The organism is Pseudonocardia yunnanensis (genome assembly GCF_039534065.1).
Classification (GTDB): domain Bacteria; phylum Actinomycetota; class Actinomycetes; order Mycobacteriales; family Pseudonocardiaceae; genus Pseudonocardia; species Pseudonocardia yunnanensis.
Window position 1 is genome coordinate 13,373 of record NZ_BAAAUS010000047.1, and the last position, 23,589, is coordinate 36,961.

Here is a 23,589-nt window from a genome sequence, read left to right on the forward strand (position 1 = left end):
GACGCCCGGGACCGTCGTAGCGTGGAAAAGGTGACCCAACTTCCAGAGGACTGGGACCAATGGCGTAAGCAGGTCGACCTCGACCACTACGACGAGCGCTGGCAACGGATGGCCGCTGCCGGGGAGAACCCGCACGGCGAGGCAGACCTGATCGCGTCCTTCCAGCCGGCATCCGTGCTGGACGGGGGCTGCGGCACGGGGCGCGTCGGGATCGAGCTCGCGCGCCGCGGGATCGCGGTACTGGGCGTGGACGTCGACGAGGACATGATTGCCGCCGCACGGGTCAAAGCGCCCGACCTGGAATGGGTGGCGAGTGGCCTCGGGGAGCTGGCGCGACCGGAGCGGTTCGACGTGGTCGCCCTGGCCGGCAACGTCATTCCGTACGTCGCGGCCGGAGGCCATGCGGACGTGGTGCGGGCTTGCGCCCAGCACCTACGGACGGGCGGACGGCTCGTCGCGGGCTTCCAGCTCCAGGACGGCTGGCCCACGCTCGCCGAGTACGACGGCTGGTGTGACGCGGCGGACCTGGAACCGGAGCAGCGGTTCGCGACGTGGGACCGCGAGCCGTACGCGGGAGGGAACTACGCGGTGTCGGTGCACCGGCGCCGCTGAGCGCGGTCCGCATCCCGCTCGCTGCGTCTGATCGCGGTGGAGGCCGACCTCCGTTGTTCACTGTCGACCTCGGCGAGCAGTTCGGTTGTAGCGGTCGGTCTTGGACGTGAGGATCTGCTCCTCGCGCAACACGGTGCGCAGCCGCTGAACGACGCGGTCGACCTGCTCGGCTGGGAGCCGCTCGGTGGTGACAACTCACGACGCAGCCCTGCACCTGCCGCCGCCGCAACCGCCACTGCCGCCGCCGCTTCTGCCACATCCGCGCTGCCCGCTGCCGCGCCGGTCGCTCACCTCGTCGCGGCTGCCGCCCACGGTGATCCCGAGCGACTCGGCGAGCAGTGGCGGCGGCGTCCAGCGTTATCCCGGGAGTGAACGCCCGCGTGAGCGCATCCCCCCGGGATGCGCATCGGGGTCGATCGGAGTCACGAGGTCTCGTCGATGTCGAAAATCGCGTGTGGAACCGCTGTCGCTCGAGACTGAAGGATGTACGAGTGGTGTTTTCAGTCGAAAGCGTTCATTTCTGATCATGTCAGCCGTTCGCATCAGCTGTTCGCACCGATAATTTTCGGACGTGAAGGACGCGGGCCGGCTCCTGGTGCGCGGCGCCCACCGTGCGAGATCCCGGGGATTCGTTGCGGCTTGCGACACTCGTCTATCGACAGCCGTCGCACGACCGCGCTCGGTTGACGATCCGAAACGCCTCTCGGGCACCCGGCGCAGATATCAATCACAATCGCCACGAGCAGGTCGGCGGCGTCGCTGCTCCACACCGGCGCAGCCCGCTTCATCCGCCCGCGGTAGTGCGGCACGGCTTCGGCGTCGTTGCCGAGTGGTGCCGCTCCACAGACCAAAGATATCGAGCAACACCCGTGCTAACCCAGGGCGGCAGCGGCGCCGGCCGGCACGAAATGACATAGCAGCTTCTCCTCGCCATCGCAGATCCGGATCGGCGATCTCTCATATAAGAGATCGTCGTTCGCTTTCGTTGTGATCTGGCAGATGACTGACCTCGTGACCTAATGGCCGCATCGACCGTGAGGGTGTCCTCGATGGCAGACAGTTCGCCGTCGTGGCCGATCAGCAGTCGCGATAGTGACCCGGGGTGCGGCCGCCCCAACTCGTAGCCTTGGTTGTGGCTTCTCGTCCTAGCTGGGCTGGTTCACCGAACGACGACCGAATTCTGTGGCTCTATGCGTGCGCGATCGCATTCTCGGCCTGCCTGGGGCAGTCGGCGAACCGAACCCGGGCTGAATGGACCAGCGCGCAGAGCTTGCAATGAGGGTGGCCCTGTACACGCTGTTCTGCTTGCTCCGTCCCGGAGCATGGCCGGTAAGTCGCCGCCGCAGTCGTTCGACAGATCCCTGCAGAGGCAAACGGTGGTTGCCTCGCAGTTGGCGTCGCCAATCAGGGGCACTCCATGTCTGAGCCTGAACGGGACGGTGTGTACGTCCGATATGGGCCGTGCTGAGCGGGCGGCTGGGGCACTCCGGCACGGCACGGTGTGGATCAACAACTGCCGCCCGTACATCCGGGGGTGAAGGGGCGACTCGCGGGCCCGTTTCGGGCGACTCGCGGGTGGGTTCGGGCGGGGTGGATGGCTCGCGGCGGTGCCGCTCAGGTTCGCACGGCTACCGCGGCGTCCAGGGCGGCGCGCATCTGATCCACCGGCCCGGGATGGCCGGTCATCAGTTCCACCTGCGCGACGGCCTGGTGCAGCAGCATCTCCAGTCCGCTCACGACGTGCGCTCCGGCGGCCGCGGCGGTGGCGGCGAACACCGTGGGCCAGGGCGCGTAGACCACGTCCAGCAGCACGGTTCCCGCGCCGGCACCGGCGAGGTTGTCGGCGGCTCCGGCCGGCAGCGTGGAGATCACGACGTCGGCGCCGGTGATCGCGGCGCTGGTCAGGGCCGGGTCGGCCAGTGTGGCGCTGACGGTGGGGGACACGCCGATCCTCTCGGCTGCCGCGCGCAGCTCTCCCGTCCTTTCGAGGGAGCGCACGAGCACGTCCACCTCGGGGACTCCCAGTTCACGCAGCGCCGCGAGCGAGGCCTGGGCCGTGCCGCCCGCGCCCAGCACCACGGCCCGCCGGGCAGGCCCCACCTCGCCCACACCCGCTCCGCGCAGAGCGGCGACGAGTCCGGCCACGTCGGTGTTGTCGGCGAACCGGCGCCCCTCGCGCAGGACGAGCGTGTTGGCGGCGCCGGTGGCCGAGGCCAGCGGCGAGACCTCGGCGGCGACCTCCAGGGCCACCCGCTTCAGCGGCATCGTCAGGGACAACCCGGCCCACTCACCGTCGAGACCGGCGACGAAGCCGGCCAGTCCGGCCTCGTCGCATTCGTGCAGCTCGTAGTGCCAGTCGTCCAGACCCAGTGCGGCATACGCGGCGGTGTGCAGCACGGGCGACAACGAGTGGGCGACCGGAGAGCCGAGGACGGCGGCGCGCATCGGACCAGTATCTGGCAGTCGCCGGTCGGGGACCACGCGGGTCGACCGCTCCAGGCGTGCCGGGCCGCTGACTCCGGACGAATTCGGTCACGGGACAGAACCCGTCGGCCGTCCGGAACTCCTCGACGACGAGGGACGGCGGGCAGTGCAGCGGCGCCGACCCGCCGGCGGAACCGGATTCAGAGGAGCGTTTCGGGCATTCGTCAACGCTGGATCGGCGTTGTCGCGGCGATATGTCAGGCTGCGCCGATGATGGGGGAGACGGTTCTCGTCCTCGGGGGACGGAGCGAAATCGGACTGGCCGTGGCGCGCAGGCTCGCGCCCGAATCGACGGTCGTGCTGGCCGCGCGCCGAAGTGCGGATCTCGATGCCGAGGAGAAGTCACTGCTCGATGCCGGGGCCACCGCGGTGGACCGGGTCGAGTTCGACGCCGACGACCTGGCGTCGCACCGTGCGGTGCTGCTCGACGTCGTGCGCCGCCACCACAGGCTCGACACCGTGGTGGTCGCGTTCGGCGTGCTCGGCGACCAGGCGCGCGCCGAGCTCGACCCGGATCACGCGGTGGAGATCGTGCACACCGACTACGTCGCGCACGTTGCCGTGCTCACGCAGCTCGCGGCCGTGATGCGCACGCAGGGGAAGGGCACGCTCGTCGTCTTCTCGTCGGTCGCCGGCGCGCGGGTCCGCCGCGCGAATTACGTGTACGGCTCGGCGAAGGCCGGCCTGGACGGTTTCGCGAGCGGGCTGTCCGACGCGCTGCGGGGCAGCGGCGTGCGGTTGCTGCTGGTGCGGCCGGGGTTCGTGGTGGGCCGGATGACGGAGGGGATGACGCCGGCCCCGTTCTCGTCCACACCGGACCAGGTGGCGGACGCGACGGTGCGTGCGCTGCGCAGCGGCCGGGGCGAGGTGTGGGTGCCGGCTGTGCTGCGGCCGATCTTCGCTGTTCTGCGGCACGCTCCTCGCGCGCTGTGGCGCCGTATGCCCCGCTGAACGGGCGTGCGGCAGGCGCCGGCAGCGGCGGTCCGACCAGGGTGCCCGGCGGTACGGTCGACGGTCATGGGAGCCGACGGTTCGGCCACCACGAGCCCGGTCCGGCCGATCGCGGCCGCGTGGCTCGCCGATGTCGACGTGCTCACCGACCGGCTGATGTCGGCGATCTTCACCGACAATCCCGAGTGGACCGACTACGGGGTGGTGCCCCGTGAGGCTCTCCGGGACGGCAGCCGGCGCTACCTGACGCGGGTCCTGGAGATCCTCGGCGGTGCCCGGTCCATGGCCGTGGACGACGATGTCGCCGCGCAGATCGGGCGTCAACGCGCCGAGCAGGGCGTTTCGCTGGAAGTGATACTGCGGACGTTCCGGCTCGGCGGCCGCATCGTCTGGGAGGCGTTGCTGGAACGGGCGGGCGGCGCGGAGATCGAGCCCGGGGCCATCGGTGCCACCGCAACAGCGATGTGGACGGTCGTCGACGGTCTGTCGTCGGCGCTGTCCACCTCGTACCGGCAGGCCCAGCTCGAACGGTTGCGCGGCGACGAACAGCACAAGCATGCGCTGGTCGAGGAGGTCCTGGCCGGCCGGGCCATGGACGGCGGGTTCGGTCAGCGGGTCGCCGACCAGCTCGAGCTCCCGGTCGGCGGCGACTACCTGGTCGTCGTCGCCGACCTCGGCGCCGATGGCTCCGCTGCTCTGCGCAATCCGCAGACGGCGCTGGCCGCCGTGGGCGTCCGGTCGGTCTGGCACGTCCGCGCGGACACGCTCGTCGGCCTGATCCCGCTGGACGGGCACGATGTCCAGTTCGTGCTCGATCGGCTCGGGCCGCTGGCGCGTGGCCGGGCGGCCGCCGCGTCGACGTCCCGTGGGCTCGCCGACGTCGGGCTCGCGCACCGGCTCGCCGTGGTCGCGTTGGGCACATTGCCCAGAGGCACCGTCGGGCTGGTGCCGATCGAGGACCGCTACCCCGAGTCGCTCCTGCTCAGCGAGCCGGAGCTCCGCAGGCGGTTGGTGCGCACATGGCTCGGGCCGATCCTCGAGCTCCCGGCCCGGGAGCGCGACCTGCTGCTGGAGACGCTCGCGGGCTGGCTGGACGCGGACAGATCGGCAGGAGCCGCGGCAACGCTGCTCTACTGCCACCGCAACACCGTGCTCAACCGCCTGCAGCGGATCTCGACGCTCGTCGGACGTGACCTGTCGGGGCGCCAGGCCTACGTCGAGCTCTCGCTGGCGCTCACCGCGATCGGCCTGCCCGGCGACGCCTTCTCGCGCTGACCTCCAGGGGTTGGGCAATCTGCCCAATCCGGTGCCTCCAGACGTGGGCGTCCGATCATGGTGGCCAGCTCCGCCGCCGACGACAGTGAGCTGTGCAGGCGCTGATCGAAGGAGCGGGTATGGCGGCGAGGACGTCCGAACGTGCGCGACGCACGTCGGCGAAGGCAGGCTCTCCTCTCGACGCCGAGGATCCGGAGACGCTGCGCGAGTACTTCCGCCGGATGGTCCTGATCCGGCGGTTCGAGGAGCGCGCAGCGCAGGGCTACACCCAGGCGAAGATCGGCGGCTACTGCCACCTGAACCTCGGTGAGGAGGCGACGGTCGTCGGTCTCATGGCCGCACTTCGGCCGACCGACTACCTGTTCGCGAACTACCGCGAGCACGGTTACGCCATCGCCAAGGGGATCGCGCCCGGCCGGGTGATGGCCGAGCTCTACGGCCGCACCACCGGCACCTCCAAGGGGTGGGGCGGGTCGATGCACATGTTCGACCGCGATACGCGCCTGCTCGGCGGCTACGGCGTCGTCGGTGGCCAGGTGCCGCTGGCTACCGGCGCCGCACTGGCGATCGACTACCGCGGCGGCGACGAGGTCGTCATGTGCCAGATGGGGGACGGGACCACCAACATCGGTGCCTTCCACGAGTCGCTGAACATCGCCGCGCTCTGGAACCTCCCGATCGTCTTCGTGATCGTCAACAACGGGCTCGGCATGGGCACCGTCGTCGAGCGGGCCTCGGCCGAGCCGGAGCTCTACAAACGCGCGGCCGCCTACCGCATGCACGGTGAGCGGGTGGACGGAAACGACGTGCTGGCCGTCCGGGAAGCGGCCCACCGCCTCGTGGAACGGGCCCGGACCGAGGGGCGGCCCGCCCTGCTCGAGACGGTCAGCACCCGGCTCAAGGGCCACTCGGTCGTCGACCCCGCGAGGTACCGCACCGAGGCCGACAACACGGCTGCGCGTGACGCCGACCCGGTGGCGCGGTTGCGCGCCGCCCTGATCACCGCGCAGGTCGCCGACGAGGACGAGCTGGCCGGGATCGAGGCCGACGCGCGGGCCGAGGCCGATGCGGCCGTCTCCTTCGCCGACGCGAGCCCGCACCCGGACGTCTCGACGCTCTTCGACTACACCTACGCCACCCCGGTCGCCGGTGACTCCCGCCGGCTCCCGGCAGACCCCCTCTTCCGATGATCGAGGACGACCAGTGCCCGTCATGACCTACCGCGAGGCCCTCCGCACCACCCTGCGCGAGGAGCTGATCCGCGACGACGACGTCTTCCTGATCGGGGAAGAGATCGGCGTCTTCGAGGGGTCGTACAAGATCACCGCCGGCCTGCTCACCGAGTTCGGCGAGAAGCGGGTGCGCGACACCCCGATCGCCGAAACCGGGTTCGTCGGGGCGGCGATCGGCGCAGCCATGCTCGGGCTGCGGCCGGTCGTCGAGATCATGACGATCAACTTCTCGCTGCTCGCGCTCGACCAGATCGTCAACCACGCGGCGAAGATCTACGGGATGTTCGGTGGCCAGACGAGCGTGCCGATGGTCATCAGGACTCCCGGCGGAGGCGGCCAGCAGCTCGGCGCCACGCACTCGCAGAACATCGAGCTCTACTACGCGTTCGTCCCGGGGCTGAAGGTCGTCGCGCCGAGCACGCCCGCCGACGCGAAGGCGCTCCTGCTCGCCGCGATCCGCGACGACGATCCGGTGTTGTTCCTGGAGAACCTCGCGCTCTACAACTCCAGTGGAGAGGTGCCCGACGACCTCGGTCCGGCCGAGATCGGCCGCGCGGCGGTGACCCGCGAGGGCACGGACATCACGATCGTCGGGTACTCCCGGATGGCGGCGGTGGCCCAGCAGGTTGCCGACCAGCTCGCAGGGTCCGGGATCTCGGCCGAGGTCGTGGACCTGCGCAGCCTTCGCCCCCTCGACCGCGACACGATCGTCGCGTCGGTACGCAAGACCGGATGCGCCGTGGTGGCCGAGGACGACTGGCTCACCTACGGGATCGGTGCCGAGATCGCCGCGACGATCTCGGACGGTGCGTTCGACTACCTCGACGCCCCGGTGCGCCGCGTCGCCGCGGCGGAGGTGCCGCTGCCCTACGCCAAGCCGCTCGAACAGGCCGCGCTGCCCTCGGCCGACTCCCTGGTGACCGCCGTGCGGGAAACCCTCGCCGCGGTGGGCCGACGCCGCTGACCAGACCCAACGCCACCCGGAACGGACCCGCCCGATGCCCGACATCACCATGCCCCGCCTCTCCGACACCATGGAGGAGGGCGTCATCGCGACCTGGCGCAAGAAGGTGGGCGACACGATCACCGCCGGGGACGTCCTCGTCGAGGTCGAGACCGACAAGGCGATCATGGAGCTCGAGGCCTACGACGACGGCGTGCTCGAGCGCGTCCTCGTCGGAGACGGCGAGAGCGCGCCGATCGGCACGCCGATCGGGGTGATCGGCGACGGCAGCGGGGCCGCGGCCACACCGTCCGAACCCGCCCTCGCGGCCGCTCCCGCTCCGGATGCACCGGAGGCAGGGGTACCGGCGGGAGCGCGGCCGGTCGAGCCGGCTCCGGAGCCCTCCGCCCTGCCCCGCGACGGCCGCCCGCTGGCGTCGCCGCTGGCTCGCCGACTCGCCCGCGAGCGCGGCGTCGACCTGCGCAACGTCCGTGGCACGGGTCCCCACGGCCGCATCATCCGGGCCGACATCATCGCTGTCGCGGAATCCACACCCGAGACGGCCTCGGAGCCGTCCGGAGCGCAGGCGACCTCCGGCGCAGCCGGTCCGGGTCCGGTCGAGGTTGAGCCGGTCGCGGCGCCTGCGGGTGGATCCGAGGTCGAGCAGGACGTCGTCGAGGTGCCGCTCTCCACGATGCAGCGCGTGGCCGCCGCCCGGCTGACGCGCAGCATGCAGGAGGCGCCGCACTTCTTCCTGACCAGCGCCGTCGACGTCACCGATCTGATCGAGTTCCGGACCACGCTCAACGCGACGCTGACGGCCGCCGGTGGGCCGAAGGTCAGCCTGAACGACCTCGTCGTCAAGGCGGTGGCCACCGCCGTCCGCGCGCACCCGGAGGTCAACGTCTCCTACGCGGGTGATTTCCTGCGCCGCCACCTGCGGGTCAACGTCGGTGTGGCGGTCGCCGTCCCGGCAGGCCTGCTGGTGCCGGTCGTCCGCGATGCGGACCGCAAGAGCGTGTCCGAGATCGCCACGGAGACCCGCGAGAAGTCGGTCCGCGCCCGCGACGGCGGGCTCCGGGCCGACGAGATGAGCGGCGGGACGATCACCGTCTCGAACCTCGGGATGTACGGGATCGAACAGTTCACCGCTGTCATCAACCCGCCCGAGGCGGTGATCCTCGCGGTCGGTGCTGCGTCCGAGGAGATCCGCCCCCGCGACGGTGAGGCCGTCGTCCGGTCGATCCTTCGCCTCACGCTCTCCTGCGATCACCGCGTGGTGGACGGTGCCACGGGTGCGTTGTTCCTGCAGACGCTCGTGGCACTGCTCGAGAACCCCCTGCGCATCCTCGCCTGAGGAGAAGCCGTCCGAAAAGGAGCTAATACGACGGCTTCGGCTGGATGCAGCATTGCTCCCGTAACGCTACGGTCATCCGCGTTTCGCAGTATGGCCTTCCGCCGGGCAACCGCCGGGCCGGTCGAGCGTCAGGAGCGTGCGGATGGGAAGTCGGTCGCGCGCGGTTGCCACCACCGTCGCGGCGTTCGTCCTGCTCATCGCGGTGTGGGAGCTGGCGAAGCTCGTGCTGCCCGCCGCCGGTGTCACGATCGGCGACACCAGGGTGCTGCCCCGCGCCGACGACTCGGCGATGCCCCACGTGTGGACGGTGCTCGGGCGGCTCACCGAACCTGAGGTCGCCGGAGCCGCCACCACGCGCAGCGTCGCCACCGCGGTGGCCTCCGGCGCGCTGTTCACCCTCGGTCTCGCCCTCGGTGGGCTCCTGATCGGAGGCGTGTTCGGGGTGCTGCTGGCCGTGGCGATGCAACGGTTCGGACTCCTGGAGCGGGCCGCGCTGCCCTACGTGGTGGCGTCGCAGACGGTGCCGCTCATCGCGATCGCCCCGCTCGTGGCCGGGTGGGGCGGCAACATCGCGATCCTCGGGTGGTCGTGGCAACCCTGGGCCAGCGTCATGGTCATCTCCGCGTACCTGGCGTTCTTCCCGATCGCCGTGGGGATGCTGCGGGGGCTCACCTCGCCGGCCCGGGCCGACGTGGAGCTCTTCCGCACGCTGGCGGCCGGCTGGTGGACCACGCTGGTGCGCCTGCGGCTGCCCGCATCGGTCCCGCACGTCGTGCCCGCGGTCCGGCTCGCCGCCGCGGCCGCCGTGGTGGGCGCGATCGTCGCGGAGATCTCCACCGGCACACGCGGAGGGATCGGCCGGTTGATCATCGAGTACGCGCAGTCCGCCACCGGCGACCCATCGCGCATGTACACGGCGATCCTCGGCGCAGCGGTGCTCGGGCTCGTCGCCGCGGGTGCAGTGGGGCTGCTGGACGTCGGCTTGCGCCGCTACCGCGGGAGCGTCCGATGACCGCGGCCGTCACGCTCAGCGGCGTCGACAAGCGGTTCGGCGACGTCCACGCGCTCGACGGCATCGACCTCGACGTGGGCGCAGGCGAGTTCGTGTCGCTGATCGGGCCGTCGGGCTGCGGCAAGTCGACGCTGCTGCGCGTCGTCGCCGATCTCGAGCAGCCCACCGGCGGCGCCGTTCTCGTCGGGGGCAAGTCGCCGCAGCAGGCCCGGCTGGACCAGGACTACGGGATCGCTTTCCAGCAGGCCGGGTTGCTGGAGTGGCGCACGGTCGCCGAGAACGTCGAGCTGCCGCTGCACGTCCACCGCGTCGCCAAGGCGGAGCGCCGGGCGCGGGCGGCGGAGCTGCTGGCACTCGTCGGGCTGCACGAGTTCGCCGGGGCCCGGCCGAGCGAGCTGTCCGGCGGGATGCAGCAGCGCGTCGCGATCGCCCGCGCGCTCGCCCCCAGTCCGCGGCTGCTGCTGATGGACGAGCCGTTCGGGGCGCTGGACGAGATGACCCGCGAGCGGATGCAGGCCGAGCTGCTGCGGATCGTGGGAGAGACCGGCGCGGCCGTGCTGTTCGTGACCCACTCGATCCCCGAGGCCGTGGTGCTCTCGAACAGGGTCGTCGTCATGTCCCCGCGGCCGGGCCGGATCACCGAGATCGTCGACGGGCGCAGGCCGGGCACCGCGGTGGTCAGCGATCTCGAGCCCGAGGACGTCGAGGACGTCCGCGAGTCCGGGTCGTTCTTCGCCGCGATCACGGCGGTGCGCGAGGCGCTGCGCAAGGGGCACGAGTGAGCCGGGCGGGCGCGGTGCCCGGCGCGGCGGGCGTGGGTGCGGGTCCCGGGGAGCGGCGGGGCGCGCTGCGGCTGGCCCGGGTGTGGCCTGCCGTCGCCTTCGGGATCGCTGTGCTCGTGCTCTGGGAGCTGGTGGTGGTGCTGGGCCGCGTGCCCGCGTTCCTGCTGCCTCCGCCGAGCGCGATCGGGGCGCAGATCGGCGCTCAGGCCCCGGTCATCGTCTCCACCGCCGCGGTCACCGGCGGCAACGCGGCGGTCGGGCTCGTGGCCGGTTTCGTGCTCGGTGTGGCGCTGGCGCTGCTCGCGGCGCGGTCGCGGCTGGTGCAGGAGCTCGCCACCCCGGTGGTGCTCGCCGCGAGCGCGGTGCCGATCGTGGCGCTCGCGCCGGTGTTCAACACGATGTTCGGCTCCACCACGGAGGTCGCGCGCCGGCTCGTCGTCACGGTCGTGGTGATCGTGCCCGTGTTCGTCTCCACGATGCGCGGGCTGCGCCAGGTGCAGCCGGTGCACGCCGAGCTGATGACGGCGCTGGCCGCCACGCCGTGGCAGCACGCGCGGTTCGTCCGGTTGCCCGGTGCGGTGCCCTACATCATGACCGGCTTGCGGCTGGCCGCACCCGCCGCGGTGATCGCGGCGATCGTCGCGGAGTACTTCGGCGGCCTGCAGAACGGCCTGGGCAGCCGGATCTCCTCCGCCGCCGCCAACACCGCCTACGCGCGAGCGTGGGCCTTCGTCGCCGCCGCCATCGCTGTGGGGCTGCTGTTCCATCTCGCCGGGCTGCTCGCCGAGCGCCTGGTGACCCGCGGTCGGTCGTGATCGACAACCCCCGGAGGTCCCCATGAACGGACGAGCAACGGCCGCACGGCCACCGTCTCGACGACTGCTGCGATCGCTCGCCGTGGTGGCTGCGCTCGCGCTCTCCGTCGCCGCGTGCACGACGACGGGGCCGGGCGGGGGCAGCTCGGGTGACGGCCCGCAGCGGGTGACGTTGCAGCTGCAGTGGTCCACCCAGGGGCAGTTCGCCGGCTACCTGGCGGCCGTCGACCAGGGCTTCTACGCGAAGCGCGGGCTCGACGTGCAGATCAAGGAGGGCGGTGTCGACATCGTCCCGCAGACGGTGCTGGCACAGGGCCAGGCCGACTACGCGATCGCCTGGGTGCCGAAGGCGCTCGCCTCGCGGGAGCAGGGCGCCGCGATCACCGACGTCGCCCAGATCTTCCAGCGCTCGGGCACCTACCAGGTGGCGTTCGCCGACAAGGGCATCACGTCCGCGGAGGACCTCCGCGGCAAGCGGGTGGGCAACTGGGGCTTCGGCAACGAGTTCGAGCTCTTCGCCGGCATGACCGCGGCCGGGCTCACGCCGGCCAGCGACGTCACGCTGGTGCAGCAGCAGTTCGACATGCAGGCGCTGCTGTCCGGCGAGATCGACGCCGCGCAGGCCATGTCCTACAACGAGTACGCGCAGGTGCTCGAGGCACGGAACCCCGCAACGGGTCAGCTCTACACGCCGGCGGACTTCTCGGTGATCAACTGGAACGACACCGGCACCGCGATGCTGCAGGACGCCATCTGGGCAAGCACGGAGCGGCTCTCCGACCCCACCTACGAGGACACCACCACCCGTTTCATCGCCGGCTCGATCGAGGGCTGGGCGTACTGCCGGGACAACGTCGAGTCCTGCCGCGACATCGTCGTCAAGGCGGGATCGACACTCGGCGCCAGCCATCAGCTGTGGCAGGTGAACGAGGTGAACAAGCTGATCTGGCCCTCTCCCGCGGCGGGCGCAGGCACGATCGACCCCGCGGCCTGGGAACAGACCGTGCGGGTGGCGCGCACCGCCGTGAACGCCGACGGGCAGACGGTGCTCACGCGCGACCCCGACCCTGAGGCCTACACCAACACCTACGTCGAGCGGGCGATCGGCATGTTGAAGTCCGAGGGCGTCGACGTGGTGGGCGCCGGGTACACGCCCACCACGGTCACGCTCAACCCCGGGGGTTCGTGAGCGCCGACCCCCCGCCGTCAGCGAGACGCTCGTACCACGCGCCGTCGTCCACGCTGCGGGTCTCGCCGAAGCCGATCACGCCGTCCTGGCGGTAGCGGGCGACAAGGGTGAACCCGGCCCGCTCGGCGACGTGGCGGCTGGCGGTGTTCGACCAGGCGGCGCCGATCTGCAACCGGTGCCGGCCGAGTCCTCCGGCCGTCACCGGAGCGAATGCGTGGGCCACCGCGAGATCGACGGCCTCACTCACGATCCCGCGACTCCGCGCGTCCGGGTGTGCCCAGTAGCCGATCTCGCCGCCGGTGGGGCTGAAGGGGTCGTCGAGCCCGAAGGCGGCGACGTTGGCGAGCAGCCGGTCGTCATCCCGGTCGGCCACCGCCCACGTCACCGACTGCCCGAGCGACTCGCCGAGCCGCTTCGCGCGGATGAACTCTCGCGCCGACTGCTCGGTGTACGGGTCGGGCAGCGTGGCCAGCCAGTAGCGCGACCGCTCGTCCGAGCAGGCCTCGACGATCCGTGGAACGTCGGCCTCGGTGTACGCCCGCAACCGGACGCGCTCGCCGTCCAGCACGGGCACGGGCCACCAGGTCGTGCGCGGTGACTGCTCGTCGCCCGGGCGCAGTGAGGCGTACCAACCGTCGTGCAGCATCCCGCGCTGCGGCAGGGCCAGTGGCCGCTCGCCGTGGAAGGTGAAGCCACAGGCGTGGGCCACCCGCCAGGACGCGACGTGACCGGCGAAGGCCGACCAGTGCACGATCGGCAGCCCGGCCTTGTCGAACGCCCAGCGGGTGGCCAGGCGTACCGCACGCGTCATCAGACCGCGCCGCCTGGCCCATGGCGCTGCGGCGAATCCGATCTCCGCAGGCGGGCCGGTGCGGATGTCGACGTTGCCGGCGAAGCGCGGCTCTCCTCCGTCCTCGGACGCCTCGATCGCCCAGCCGAAGGACGTGCCGTCGTGCCACCCGGCCGGCATCTTCTCGAGCACCCAGTCCTCCGCGTGGTGGCGCTCGTAGGGCACCGGCACGGTCGTCCAGCGGACGGTCTCCGGGTCGGTTCCCATCGTGACCAGAGCATCGATGTCGGCGGTGGTGTGCGGGCGCAGGGTGACGACGTCGTCGGTCAGGACAGGTGTGATGGGCACGGGGCATGATCGCCGGGCCGGGAGGGCAGCGGCGAGCGGATTACACCGCACCTTCGCGTAGGCGCGGGCTCAGGTCGCGCTCGGTGACGCCCGACAGGCCGTCGCGCTCGATCCGGCGGGCCAGCGCCTCGGCGTGGGCCAGCAGACCGCGGACGTCCAGTCCGGCGGGCACCGGACCCACGCAGCGGGCGAGGTTGCCCGCTCCGCGGTCGAGCAGTGCGACCGCTCCGCGGGCGTTGCCGCGCTGGGCGTGGGTCAGGCCGACAGCGAGCTGGGCGAGGGCGCGCCACAGCTCCCGGTCCGGCTCGTCGGCCGCCTTCCACGCGCCTTCGAGCACCTCGTGCGCGGTGAACGGGCGGCCTGCGTCGAGGAGCTCCTGAGCCCGTGTCACGGCCTCGTCGGGCGTGAGGACCAGGTCGTCGGGTACCCGCTCGACGCCCTCGGCGGCGCCGCGGGGGAGCGGGCGCCCGGACGCGTCACGGGGACGGGCGTTGCGGGCCCGTCCTGCGGCGTCACGGTCGCGGGGGGTGGTCACGAGAAGACGGTGCCACGTCGGAGCACCGGTCGGGCCCCGGGGGTGATACTCGGGTAGTGGATCAGCGCGCGATCGACCTGCTCACACGTCACCCCCTCGTCGACGGCCACAACGACCTGCCATGGGCGCTGCGGCGCCTCGCCGGGCCCGATCCCGCCGACGCCGTCGCGGGCACGGACCTCACGGCGGGGCTGCCCCAGCTGCAGACGGACCTGCCGCGGCTGCGCGCGGGCCGGGTGGGCATCCAGTTCTGGTCGGTGTACGTGCCGTGCTCGTTCGAGGGCGCCGACGCCGTCACAGCGGTGCTGGAGCAGGTGGAGCTGGTGCACCGGCTCACCGAGCGGTACCCGACGGATCTCGGGGCGGCCACCACCGCCGACGACGCGGAAGCGGCCTTTGCGGCAGGGCGGGTGGCCTCGCTGATGGGCGCCGAGGGCGGCCACTGCATCGGCGACTCGCTCGGCGTGCTGCGGATCCTGCGGCGCCTGGGCGTCCGCTATCTGACGCTCACCCACAACCTGAACACCGCCTGGGCCGACTCGGCCACCGACGAGCCCGTGCACGGCGGGCTCACCGACTTCGGGCGCGACGTGGTGCGGGAGATGAACCGGATCGGGATGGTCGTCGACCTCTCCCACGTGGCGGCCACGACGATGCGCGACGCGCTCGCCACCACCACGGCCCCGGTGCTGTTCACCCACTCGTCGTGCCGTGCGGTCACCGACCACCCCCGCAACGTGCCCGACGACGTGCTGGGCGCGCTCGCGTCCAACGGCGGGGTCTGCATGGTCACGTTCGTCCCACGGTTCGTCTCGGCCGCCGCCGTGGCGTGGGACGCACAGCTGCAGGACGCCATGACCGCCGCCGGGCTGGACCACCGGGACCTGCGGGCCCGCGACAGGTTCGCCGCCGACTGGGACGGGCCTCCGAGCCCCGTCGCCACGCTCGACGACGTCGTCGCGCACGTGGAGCACGCCCGCGAGGTGGCGGGCATCGACCACATCGGCATCGGCGGGGACTTCGACGGCACCAGGGAGCTGCCGGTGGGGCTGGAGGACGTCTCCCGGTACCCGGCGTTGTTCGCCGCTCTGCTGGAGCGCGGCTGGAGCGAGGGCGACTGCGCGAAGCTCGCAGGCCGCAACGCCCTGCGCGTGCTGCGGGCGGTCGACGACGTGGCGGTCGGCTGAACACCCTGTTTCATGACCGGCGCCGGCGTGCCTCCTCGACCTGCTTCTCGAGGACGTGGCGTCTCTCGAGGAATGCCGCGTCGGCGTCGTCCATCGTGAATCCCGGCGGGCCTTCCTGCGGGTTGCGGTGTGTCCGGGTGGCCGGGTTCACCTGCGGGTAGTGGTACGCCTCCGGTTCGAGACAGAACACGGAGACGTGGTCCTCGGGATAGCCCTCGCCATTCTGAGGAACATTGCGAAATCCCTGGAGCGATGACACTACTTCCCGGTGGCTCTCGCCGAGCACAAGTATCTCGTCCTCTGCGACATGCATGGCCGCCAGCCAACTCCCGATCGTGATCGGGCCGCCTGGGTCGATGCTCGGGTCGAAGACCCTCTCCTCGATTCCGCCGTCGTCTCGTCGCACCTGCACCGTGACCGCGGTGTGAAAGCCGAATCCGATACGCGCTGGTGATCCGGGTCGGCCGTCCCCAGCCGCCTCCGATTCGATCCACAATCCCTCGTCGGTCTCCTCCGGCTCGGCCGTGCAGACGGCAAAGACTCTCCTGCAGGGCACACCCGCGGACATGAGCAGCCGGGCCGTGAGGTGGGCCCGCTCGGAGCAGCCGTTCTCGACCTGGTCCCACGGGATTTCCTGCATCTGTCCGGTCGAGGTGACGAATCGGTTCCGCTTCACGACGTCGAAGAGGTTCTCGGCCTGCTCCTCGGTGAGCAGTCCGTCCCCTGACGCCGCCCCGGGATCCGACTGAGCAGATGTCGGCGACGAGGCCCGTGTCGGAATATCGGAGGAGTCGTCCAATACGAAGTCGTCGACCCAGTCCTCCGACTCGTGCGAGTCGGGCTGCAGTGCCGGAGCAGGCGCCGCGGCAGCCATGTGGAGCGACTCGAGATTCCGGAGCGTGAGATTCGGGCCGGGAAGCCCGTGAGTCGCGCCGGCAGGGCTCATGACCGTCCAGCCCATCGGGGAGCCGAACCCGTCGTGCTGAACCTCCGCCTCGCCCGTGGCAGCCGGGTAGGCCGCGTGAAAGCCGGAATGGACGGCAACCGCTGCCAGGTCCAGAACCGGGCGTTGGAGAACCACAACGCTCCCTGCCGGGACAGCTGCCAGGTACGAGGCGAGCTGCTGGCCCGTCGTGCCGGCGGGTACGAACGCCACCAGCAGGTTGCCTGCGGTGAAGGTCGCGATCCCGCCCGCCGGTGCCACTTGTGCGTACGCCCCGGGACCGGACTCTGCTCGTTGCACGGTCGGCATGTGGTGGGCGCTCTCGTCGCGCTGGTCTTGGCGGCTCTGCTGGATCAGGCGTGTCACGGCGGCGTTGCCGATGCTCCGTTGCAACGCCATCACACGACCTACCGCAGGAGCCCCAGGAGGTGTGTGCGTCGTGGCTCGGCCGGATACCTCGCCACTTGTGCGGCCACGGGCGTACATCGATCCGTCCCCTCGTCGCGGGTTTCGTTTACAGCCATTGGACGTAACCGAAGCCTGGCAGAGGTTGATCGACATCGACAGACCGCGTCTTCCTCCTCACAACCCGTGTTGATCGTTCTCAGCCGACCACCACGTCGATGTCCGGCGGCTCCGCCAGGGTCCGCGTGACGTAGCAGACGCGCCTCGCCGCCGCGATCACCGCGTCGAGCTCCGCGCCGGGCGCGACGTCGGTGTGCACGACGATCCGGAACGCCGTGAAGCGCGGTCCGTCGTAGGAGCCGGTCACCTCGACCCGCAGGTCGGTGAGGGCGACTCCGCGCTTGGCGGCGCTGTGGGCCACGGCGAGGGTGAAGCAGGACGCGATCGAGGCCAGCAACAGTTCGGTCGGCTGCGGGCCGCTCCCGGTGCCACCGAAGGCTTCCGGCTCGTCGGCGACCAGGGGGAAACCGCCGGCGTCGACCTCCGCCCGCATGCCACCCGTCCATCGGGCGGCCACACTCCGCTGGACGGCTGTCATCCGTTCAGTCCGTCTGCAACACCGGTGCAACCGGAAACGGGCAGAGTGCTCCATATCACAGTGCCGAAGCGCGCGGCTTCGGCGGCGATGTCCGAATACGCCGGGAGCATCCGATGACCGCTGTCGCTCATGCACCGCTCCGCTTGGTCACCTGCCGGCAGGGTTGCCCGGCCGACTCGCGCCGAGCCCATCACGACAGGTTGCTCCGCGTCGACAGAGATCCCGACGCGTTGCTGGAACTCGTCGAACTCGCGGTGACGTGGCACGAGCTCGACTACTCGCACGAGACGCTCGTGCCGCCGAGCGAGTGGTCGGGCTTCGTCGAGCGCCACGACTGGGAACGCCCCGACCGTGCGGGGGCCGCCTTCATGCTCGCGCTGGACATCGTGCACCGGGGCGCGCACCGCGCCCGGCCTGCACGTTCCGGCCCGGCGACGATGTTCGACGTGGTGCCGGGCTGAGCAACAGGGCCGGGTCACGTATCGGATAGTAGAATTCCGTTGCCGATCAGATCTAGGGTGGGGATCGTGCCCGTCGCCGACTTCCTCGATCTCGTGGCCCGCCCCGCCCGGCCCCGCACCGCCGGGATCACTCACGTGCTCGATCCCGGAGTCGGTCCGGGCGCGCTGACGGATGTCCTGGCCGGGGCCGGCCACCTGATCGACATCTGGAAGGTCGGGTGGGGTACCGCCTACGTCGATGCGGCCCTCGATGCGAAGGTCGCGCAGCTGTCCGGTGCCGGCATCGACCTGTGCCTGGGCGGCACGATGCTGGAGATCGCCTGGGCGCAGGGCCACACCGAGAAGTGCCTCGCCTGGGCGAAGGCCGCCGGGTTCACCCGCGTCGAGGTCTCACGCGGAACCGTGCCGATGACTCTCGCCGAGAAGAGAGCCCTGATCACCCGTGCGGCGCGGGACTTCGCCGTGCTCGCCGAGGTCGGGTCGAAAGCACCCGGTGAGATGCACCCGGCGCGCCACTGGCCCGTCGAGTGCTGTTCGGACCTGGACGCGGGCGCGTCGCTGGTGGTCACGGAGGGGCGCCAGAGCGGCACCGTCGGAACGTTCGACGAGCAGGGCCGGGTACGGCCGGAGGTGGTGGAGTCCGTCGTCGCGGCCGTGGGCGTCGAGCGAGTGGTGTTCGAGGCACCCCGGTCGAGCCAGCAGGCCTGGTTCGTGCGCCGCTTCGGGCCGGAGGTCAACCTCGGGAACGTCGTTCCCGGCGACGTCCTGTCGGTCGAGACGCTGCGCCTCGGCCTGCGTTCGGACACGGCTGTGCTGTCGGTTCCTTCCCTGGCCGGTGCGGAGCCCGCGTGACCGACGGGCGGGAGCGGCCGGGGCCGAACTTCGTCCCCCTGCGCTACCGCGGGGTCTCGGTCGCCACGGTTCCGCCGGACGTGGCGCTCGACGAGGCCGCGTTGCGCGCTCACTTCACAGGTCGCGACGCCTACCGCCGCACTCGGTTCGTCGTGGCGCGCCGCGATCCCGACACTCCGGGACCGACCGCGCTGCTCCGGATCGGCCGCGCCGCGGAAGGCCCCCTGTTCTCGCCGGTCGTCGCCGTGTCGATGCTCGCCGGACCGCAGGAATGCGTCTACGTCGTCGAGCCCGACGCCGACACCGGCATCCCCTCCGTCCTGGCGGCGGTGGCGGCCGAGCGGGCGCCCGGGGCGTACGCGGTGGTGGTCCAGGGCCGGTACTCGCACGTCAACTTCATCATCGACCCGCGGCCGTTGCGCATCGTCGTGCGTGATGTCGTGCCGCCGGAACCCGCCAAGCTCGTGGACCAGGCCCGTCGGGTCGTCGCGGTGGCGGAGGACCTTCCGCCCGTCGAGATCGTGCCGGAGCCGGTCCGGTTGGCCGACCTGGCCGGGCAACGGCCCGCAGGCCACTACCTGCTGCCGTGCCGAGGCTCCGGCGCGGAGGTGCCGGGAGCGCAGGTGTCCTACCTCGACGAGCACCCGGAACGGGCGGACTGGACGTTGCTCGGATGCACACGGTCGCAGCAGATCCACCGGCACTTCTACGGTGGCGACGTCCCGACCGTCGACTTCTGCCCGAAGCTGGCACTGGCCGGCACCCGCCCTCCGCAGCCGGTCCTCGCCAAGTGCTGCCTGCAGGAGGAACACATCGAGGTCGGGGACGGCTGGGCGACGGTGCCGTGGGGGTCCTCGCTGGACCTGGTGCGTGAGGCGCTCCGCGGCCTCGCCGAGCGGGAGGCCCCGTCGTGGCGACCAGGCTGAGCTCGTCGCGCCTCTACGGGCACCTGTGGGGCACCGCGGAGACGGACGCCCTGTTCGACGAGCCGGCGATGCTCCAGACGTGGCTCGACATCCTCGTCGGGCTGGCTCGCGCCCAGGCGTCGCTCGGCATCGTCCCGGCCGATGCGGCGCAGGAGATCGCGGTCCGCGCGCGAGTCGAGGCGCTCGACCTGGAGTTCGTGGCCGAGCAGACCAGGCTCACGTCGCACTCGACGCTCGGCCTGATCCGCGGCCTGCAACGGGTGCTGCCGGAGGGTGCACGCGAGCACGTCTACGTGGGCGCGACCGTCCAGGACATCACCGACACCTGGTTCGGCACGCTGATGCGCGACGTCGGGGCCATCGTCTGGCGCGATCTGCGGGCCTGCGAGGCGCGGCTGCTGGAGCTCGCGGCGCAGCACCGCGACACCGTCATGGCCGGACGCACGCACGGGCAGCCCGGATCGCCGATCACGTTCGGCTTCAAGGTCGCGTCCTGGGCGGACGAGGTGCGCCGCCACGTCGACCGCATGCGCGAGGGACGGGACCGCTGGTGCGCCGGGCAGCTCGCCGGTGCCGTTGGGGCACTGGCGTTCTACGGGCCCGACGGGCCGGAGCTGCGTGGCCGGTTCTGCGCCGAGGTCGGCCTGCAGGACCCCGGGATCTCATGGCTCACCGCGCGGGACCGCGTGGCCGAGTTCGGCACGGTGCTCGCGATGATCTGCGGGACCCTGGCCCGGATCGGCGTCGAGGTCTACGAGCTGTCCCGGCCGGAGATCGGCGAGCTGGCCGAGCCCGCACCCAGCGGTGCGGTCAGCAGCATCACGATGCCGCACAAGCGCAACCCGGAGGCGAGCGAGCATCTCGACACACTCGCGCGGCTCGCGCGGGCGTCGTCCGCGGTGCTGGTGGAGGGCATGGTCGGCGGCCACGAGCGTGACGGGCGGTCGTGGAAGGCGGAGTGGATCGCGCTGCCGGAGGTCTGCCAGCTCACGGCGGTGGCGTTGCAGCTGGCCCGGCGCCTGCTGGACGGGCTCGAGGTGCATCCGGAGGCGATGGCCGCCGCCGTCGAACGGTTCGGCGGGCTCGGCTCCGAGCGGGTCCTCGCCGGCCTGACCACGCGCCTGGGCAGGTACCAGGCCCAGCAGGCCCTGCACGAGGTGTTGCGCGAGCAGGGCACCACGGTCGTGGATCTGCCGAACGCCCTGGCTCGCCGGGGACTTGCCACTGCGGAGGAGGTGCGGGGCTGGGGCACCTCGGCAGGCGTCGAGACGGCCGGGCGGATGGTCGACGGTGTGCTCTCCCGGGCCCGCGCGGCGCGGGCGGCCGAACCGGAGAGCTGGCGATGACCGCGCGGCCGGGTGAGCTGCCGCAGCGGTTCCCTCTGGCCGTGCTGCCGACCCCGCTGGTACGTGCCGAACGGCTGGAGGCCGTACTGGGCTGCGGGCCGCTGCTCGTGAAGCGGGACGACCTGACCGGGTTCGGCGTCGCGGGCAACAAGGCGCGCGCCCTGGAGTACCTGGTCGGCGCCGCACTCGCGCAGGGCGCCGAGGTGCTGGTCACCGCCGGAGGTCCCGGCTCGAACTTCGTGCCCGCCGCGGCGCTCGCGGCCCGGGCTGCGGGGCTGGACTGCGAGATCGTGCTCTGGGGCGACCCACGCGGGGCACCCAACGTCGCGATCGCCGAGGCGGCAGGAGCGCGCATCCTTCCCACCGGCCGGTTCGACCGCGAGGAGGTCGACGCGCTGGCTGCGGAACGGGCGGCGGAGCTGACCCTGGCCGGTCGGCCCGCCACCGCGGTGCCCCGTGGCGGCTCCACGCCGGTCGGAGCGCTCGGGTTCGCGGACGCGGCGGCCGAGCTGATGGAGCAGCTCTCGGGAGCGCCGCAGCCCGTGGAGGTCGTGCTGCCGCTGGGCTCGGGCGGCAGCTGCGCGGGGTTGCTGGCGGGACTCTCCGCCGCCGGTGCCGCCTTCCCGGTCGTCGCGGTCTCGGTGAGCCGCCCGCCCGACGAGGTGCGGCGGACGGTACTGGCGATGGCCCGTGAGTGTGCGGCCTTGCGCGGCACCACGGCGCCCGCGCCCGACCAGCTCGAACTCATCGACGCGCGCGGCGAGGGTTTCGGCACGGCGACGGAACAGGAACGGCGACGAGCCCGGCTGGCTCTGCACACCGAGGGCCTGCTCCTCGACACCACCTACGGCGCGGAGGCGTTCAGCGTGGCGGTGGACCGGCTGCTCGGCAGGCCGCCGGGACCCGTGGTGTGGTGGCACACCGGTGGGCTCGTGCCCGCTGTCGCTCATGTGACGGGCGCAGGCTCGTCCGGAGGCGCCTCGGCTCCCGCGATGGAACTCGACGGAGGAGCACGACGATGAGCACGTCCGCCAGACCCGTCCGCCGGTCGCGTCCGGAGGGCTTCCCCGAGAACGGCCCGGCGCCCGAGCTGATCGAGTCGGGGTTCGCGCTGGAGAACGCCGACGCGGCCTTCCTGCACCACGGGCTCAACCTCGCCGACCTCGCGCACGTGCTCGACCTGGCCCGTCGGGGCATCATCCCGGCCGACGCACGGCGGGCGTTGCTGGCCGCGCTGCTCGACGTCGTCGAGATCGCGCCGGAGGACTTCCCCTACGACCCCGCGTACGGGGAGCCCTACAACTCACGCGAGCGCTACCTCGTGTCCCGGCTCGGCGACGTCGCAGGCTGGCTTCATGCCGGACGGCCCCGCCGGGAGGCTGCGCGGGTGGCGCTGCGGCTGCACCTGCGCGCGCAGCTCGCCGACCTCGTCCGGCTGACGGTCGGCACCGTCTCGGACATCGTCGACCGAGCCGAGGAGCACGCGGCGACGCTGCTGCCGGACCAGACCTACCTGCAACAGGCGCAGCCGTCGACGTTCGGGCACTACCTCCTCTCCTTCGCCTACCCCGCGGTGCGCGACGCCCGCCGCCTGCTCGACGAGCTGGACGGCATCGACACCAGCCCGGGCGGCGCAGGCTGCGTGAACGGCACCCGGCTGCTCGACGACCGTGATCCGGTGGCGGCCGCGCTGGGATTCCGCGAGGTCATCGCGCACACCCGGGACGCGATGTGGCAGGTCGATGGCCTGATCCACATTCTGGCGACGACGTCGAGCCTGCTCTCGAACTTCTCGAAGGTGGCAGAGGACCTGGAGATCTTCTCCTCGAGCGAGTTCGACTTCGTCGACCTCGACGACGCCTACAGCCGCTCCAGCATCCTCATGCCGCAAAAACGCAACCCCTACTCGCTGGCGATCATCCGGGGCGCGTCCGGCGTGGTCATCGGCAGGCTCACGGGCTTCCTTGCGGTGACCAAGAGCCCGTCCGCACGCAGCGACAACCTGATCTTCGCCTACGGCGAGGTGCCGCGCGCGCTCGACCTGAGCCAGCGCATCACCAGGCTGACCGGGGGAGTGATCCGCACGTTGCGGGTCAACCCGGAACGGATGCGGGAGGAGCTCGACCGCGGATACACGCAGGCGACGGACCTGGCCGAGCACCTGGTCGGGCTGGTCGGGGTGGACTATCGGACGGCGTACGTGGTGGTCGGCAACACGGTGCGCCAGGCGTCGCGCTCCGGCATCCCCGGCCACGCGATCACCGGGGTGATGCTCGACGAGGCCGCGTTGGCGCACACCGGGCGCAGCTGGGGGCTCGCGGACGTCGATCTCGCGGACGTTCTCGATCCGCGGTCGATCGTCGCGTCCCGGCGAGCCGAGGGCGGCGCCGCGCCGGCAGCGCTGGCCGCGATGATCGGCAACCTGCGGGACGTGCTCGTGGAGCTCGGGGCCGCTGCCGACCAGCGGACCGCGGGCTTCGCGGCGGCCGAGGCGGCGCTCCTGGCGAGTGCCCGAGCGTCGGCGGCGGAACCGGCCGGCTGACCGC

The 23,589-nt window shown here is 71.8% G+C and carries 22 protein-coding genes; 17 read left to right on the top strand and 5 right to left on the bottom strand.

All coding sequences use genetic code 11. The annotated features are described in order from the left end of the window. The first annotated feature begins 30 nt into the window (after nt 1-30). Nucleotides 31-612 (top strand): class I SAM-dependent methyltransferase, encoded by a 582-nt coding sequence (locus tag ABD743_RS36065; protein ID WP_344727835.1) that lies wholly within the window; start codon nt 31-33, stop codon nt 610-612. Between the two features lie 1,614 nt (nt 613-2,226). Here ABD743_RS36065 and ABD743_RS36070 read toward each other — a convergent pair. Continuing rightward, nucleotides 2,227-3,057, bottom strand: coding sequence for a shikimate dehydrogenase (locus ABD743_RS36070; RefSeq protein WP_344727837.1), 831 nt, complete (start codon nt 3,055-3,057; stop codon nt 2,227-2,229). 252 nt (nt 3,058-3,309) lie between these two features. Here ABD743_RS36070 and dprE2 point away from each other — a divergent pair, with 252 nt between their 5' ends. From dprE2 to ABD743_RS36115, 9 genes are all read left to right on the top strand, one after another. Next, nucleotides 3,310-4,047, top strand: coding sequence for a decaprenylphospho-beta-D-erythro-pentofuranosid-2-ulose 2-reductase (gene dprE2 / locus ABD743_RS36075; RefSeq protein ID WP_344727902.1), 738 nt, complete (start codon nt 3,310-3,312; stop codon nt 4,045-4,047). 66 nt (nt 4,048-4,113) lie between these two features. Next, a complete protein-coding gene (locus ABD743_RS36080; RefSeq protein WP_344727838.1) occupies nt 4,114-5,322 on the top strand; it encodes a PucR family transcriptional regulator in 1,209 nt (402 codons plus the stop codon). A 119-nt stretch (nt 5,323-5,441) separates the two neighbouring features. Continuing rightward, entirely contained in the window at nt 5,442-6,512 is a 1,071-nt protein-coding gene (pdhA, locus tag ABD743_RS36085) for a pyruvate dehydrogenase (acetyl-transferring) E1 component subunit alpha (RefSeq protein WP_344727839.1), read from the top strand. Between the two features lie 13 nt (nt 6,513-6,525). After that, complete coding sequence (locus tag ABD743_RS36090; protein WP_344727841.1) at nt 6,526-7,518, top strand: alpha-ketoacid dehydrogenase subunit beta; 993 nt, start codon at nt 6,526-6,528, stop codon at nt 7,516-7,518. Between the two features lie 34 nt (nt 7,519-7,552). Then, nucleotides 7,553-8,854, top strand: coding sequence for a dihydrolipoamide acetyltransferase family protein (locus tag ABD743_RS36095; RefSeq protein ID WP_344727842.1), 1,302 nt, complete (start codon nt 7,553-7,555; stop codon nt 8,852-8,854). A 142-nt stretch (nt 8,855-8,996) separates the two neighbouring features. Then, nucleotides 8,997-9,866 (top strand): ABC transporter permease, encoded by an 870-nt coding sequence (locus ABD743_RS36100; protein WP_344727843.1) that lies wholly within the window; start codon nt 8,997-8,999, stop codon nt 9,864-9,866. Further along, a complete protein-coding gene (locus ABD743_RS36105; protein ID WP_344727845.1) occupies nt 9,863-10,648 on the top strand; it encodes an ABC transporter ATP-binding protein in 786 nt (261 codons plus the stop codon). Before ABD743_RS36100 ends, ABD743_RS36105 begins: the two co-directional genes overlap by 4 nt. Next, complete coding sequence (locus ABD743_RS36110; RefSeq protein ID WP_344727846.1) at nt 10,645-11,463, top strand: ABC transporter permease; 819 nt, start codon at nt 10,645-10,647, stop codon at nt 11,461-11,463. Before ABD743_RS36105 ends, ABD743_RS36110 begins: the two co-directional genes overlap by 4 nt. Before the next feature lie 22 nt (nt 11,464-11,485). Further along, nucleotides 11,486-12,652 (top strand): ABC transporter substrate-binding protein, encoded by a 1,167-nt coding sequence (locus ABD743_RS36115; protein WP_344727847.1) that lies wholly within the window; start codon nt 11,486-11,488, stop codon nt 12,650-12,652. On the opposite strand, the gene ABD743_RS36120 is transcribed toward ABD743_RS36115, so the two are convergent. Then, nucleotides 12,633-13,790 (bottom strand): GNAT family N-acetyltransferase, encoded by a 1,158-nt coding sequence (locus ABD743_RS36120; RefSeq protein ID WP_344727849.1) that lies wholly within the window; start codon nt 13,788-13,790, stop codon nt 12,633-12,635. The genes ABD743_RS36115 and ABD743_RS36120 overlap by 20 nt on opposite strands. A 40-nt stretch (nt 13,791-13,830) precedes the next feature. Beyond that, nucleotides 13,831-14,325: a DUF309 domain-containing protein gene (locus ABD743_RS36125; protein WP_344727850.1), complete on the bottom strand. Its 495-nt coding sequence runs from the start codon at nt 14,323-14,325 to the stop codon at nt 13,831-13,833. A gap of 56 nt (nt 14,326-14,381) precedes the next feature. On the opposite strand from ABD743_RS36125, the gene ABD743_RS36130 reads away from it, so the two are divergent. Continuing rightward, complete coding sequence (locus tag ABD743_RS36130; protein ID WP_344727852.1) at nt 14,382-15,512, top strand: dipeptidase; 1,131 nt, start codon at nt 14,382-14,384, stop codon at nt 15,510-15,512. Nucleotides 15,513-15,522: 10 nt separating this feature from the next. Here ABD743_RS36130 and ABD743_RS36135 read toward each other — a convergent pair whose 3' ends face one another. Together ABD743_RS36135 and ABD743_RS36140 are read right to left on the bottom strand one after the other, a co-directional pair. Further along, nucleotides 15,523-16,854 carry a protein-glutamine glutaminase family protein gene (locus tag ABD743_RS36135; RefSeq protein ID WP_344727854.1) on the bottom strand — a complete coding sequence of 444 codons (1,332 nt, stop codon included), beginning with the start codon at nt 16,852-16,854 and terminating at the stop codon, nt 15,523-15,525. Between the two features lie 205 nt (nt 16,855-17,059). Beyond that, the gene (locus ABD743_RS36140) at nt 17,060-17,458 is read right to left on the bottom strand and encodes an OsmC family protein (protein WP_344727856.1); all 399 of its coding nucleotides are present in this window, start codon (nt 17,456-17,458) and stop codon (nt 17,060-17,062) included. A 113-nt stretch (nt 17,459-17,571) separates the two neighbouring features. Here ABD743_RS36140 and ABD743_RS36145 point away from each other — a divergent pair, with 113 nt between their 5' ends. From ABD743_RS36145 to argH, 6 genes are all read left to right on the top strand, one after another. After that, on the top strand, nt 17,572-17,919 hold the full coding sequence (locus ABD743_RS36145; protein ID WP_344727858.1) for a hypothetical protein: 348 nt from the start codon (nt 17,572-17,574) through the stop codon (nt 17,917-17,919). Between the two features lie 66 nt (nt 17,920-17,985). Next, on the top strand, nt 17,986-18,771 hold the full coding sequence (locus ABD743_RS36150; RefSeq protein ID WP_344727860.1) for a phosphosulfolactate synthase: 786 nt from the start codon (nt 17,986-17,988) through the stop codon (nt 18,769-18,771). Then, nucleotides 18,768-19,697, top strand: coding sequence for an XcbA family protein (locus ABD743_RS36155; RefSeq protein WP_344727862.1), 930 nt, complete (start codon nt 18,768-18,770; stop codon nt 19,695-19,697). Before ABD743_RS36150 ends, ABD743_RS36155 begins: the two co-directional genes overlap by 4 nt. Further along, on the top strand, nt 19,682-21,043 hold the full coding sequence (locus ABD743_RS36160) for a class-II fumarase/aspartase family protein (RefSeq protein ID WP_344727864.1): 1,362 nt from the start codon (nt 19,682-19,684) through the stop codon (nt 21,041-21,043). Before ABD743_RS36155 ends, ABD743_RS36160 begins: the two co-directional genes overlap by 16 nt. Further along, nucleotides 21,040-22,065 carry a 1-aminocyclopropane-1-carboxylate deaminase/D-cysteine desulfhydrase gene (locus tag ABD743_RS36165; protein WP_344727866.1) on the top strand — a complete coding sequence of 342 codons (1,026 nt, stop codon included), beginning with the start codon at nt 21,040-21,042 and terminating at the stop codon, nt 22,063-22,065. The genes ABD743_RS36160 and ABD743_RS36165 overlap by 4 nt, the downstream gene beginning before the upstream one ends. Beyond that, on the top strand, nt 22,062-23,585 hold the full coding sequence (argH, locus tag ABD743_RS36170) for an argininosuccinate lyase (protein WP_344727868.1): 1,524 nt from the start codon (nt 22,062-22,064) through the stop codon (nt 23,583-23,585). The genes ABD743_RS36165 and argH overlap by 4 nt, the downstream gene beginning before the upstream one ends. Nucleotides 23,586-23,589: the final 4 nt, after the last annotated feature.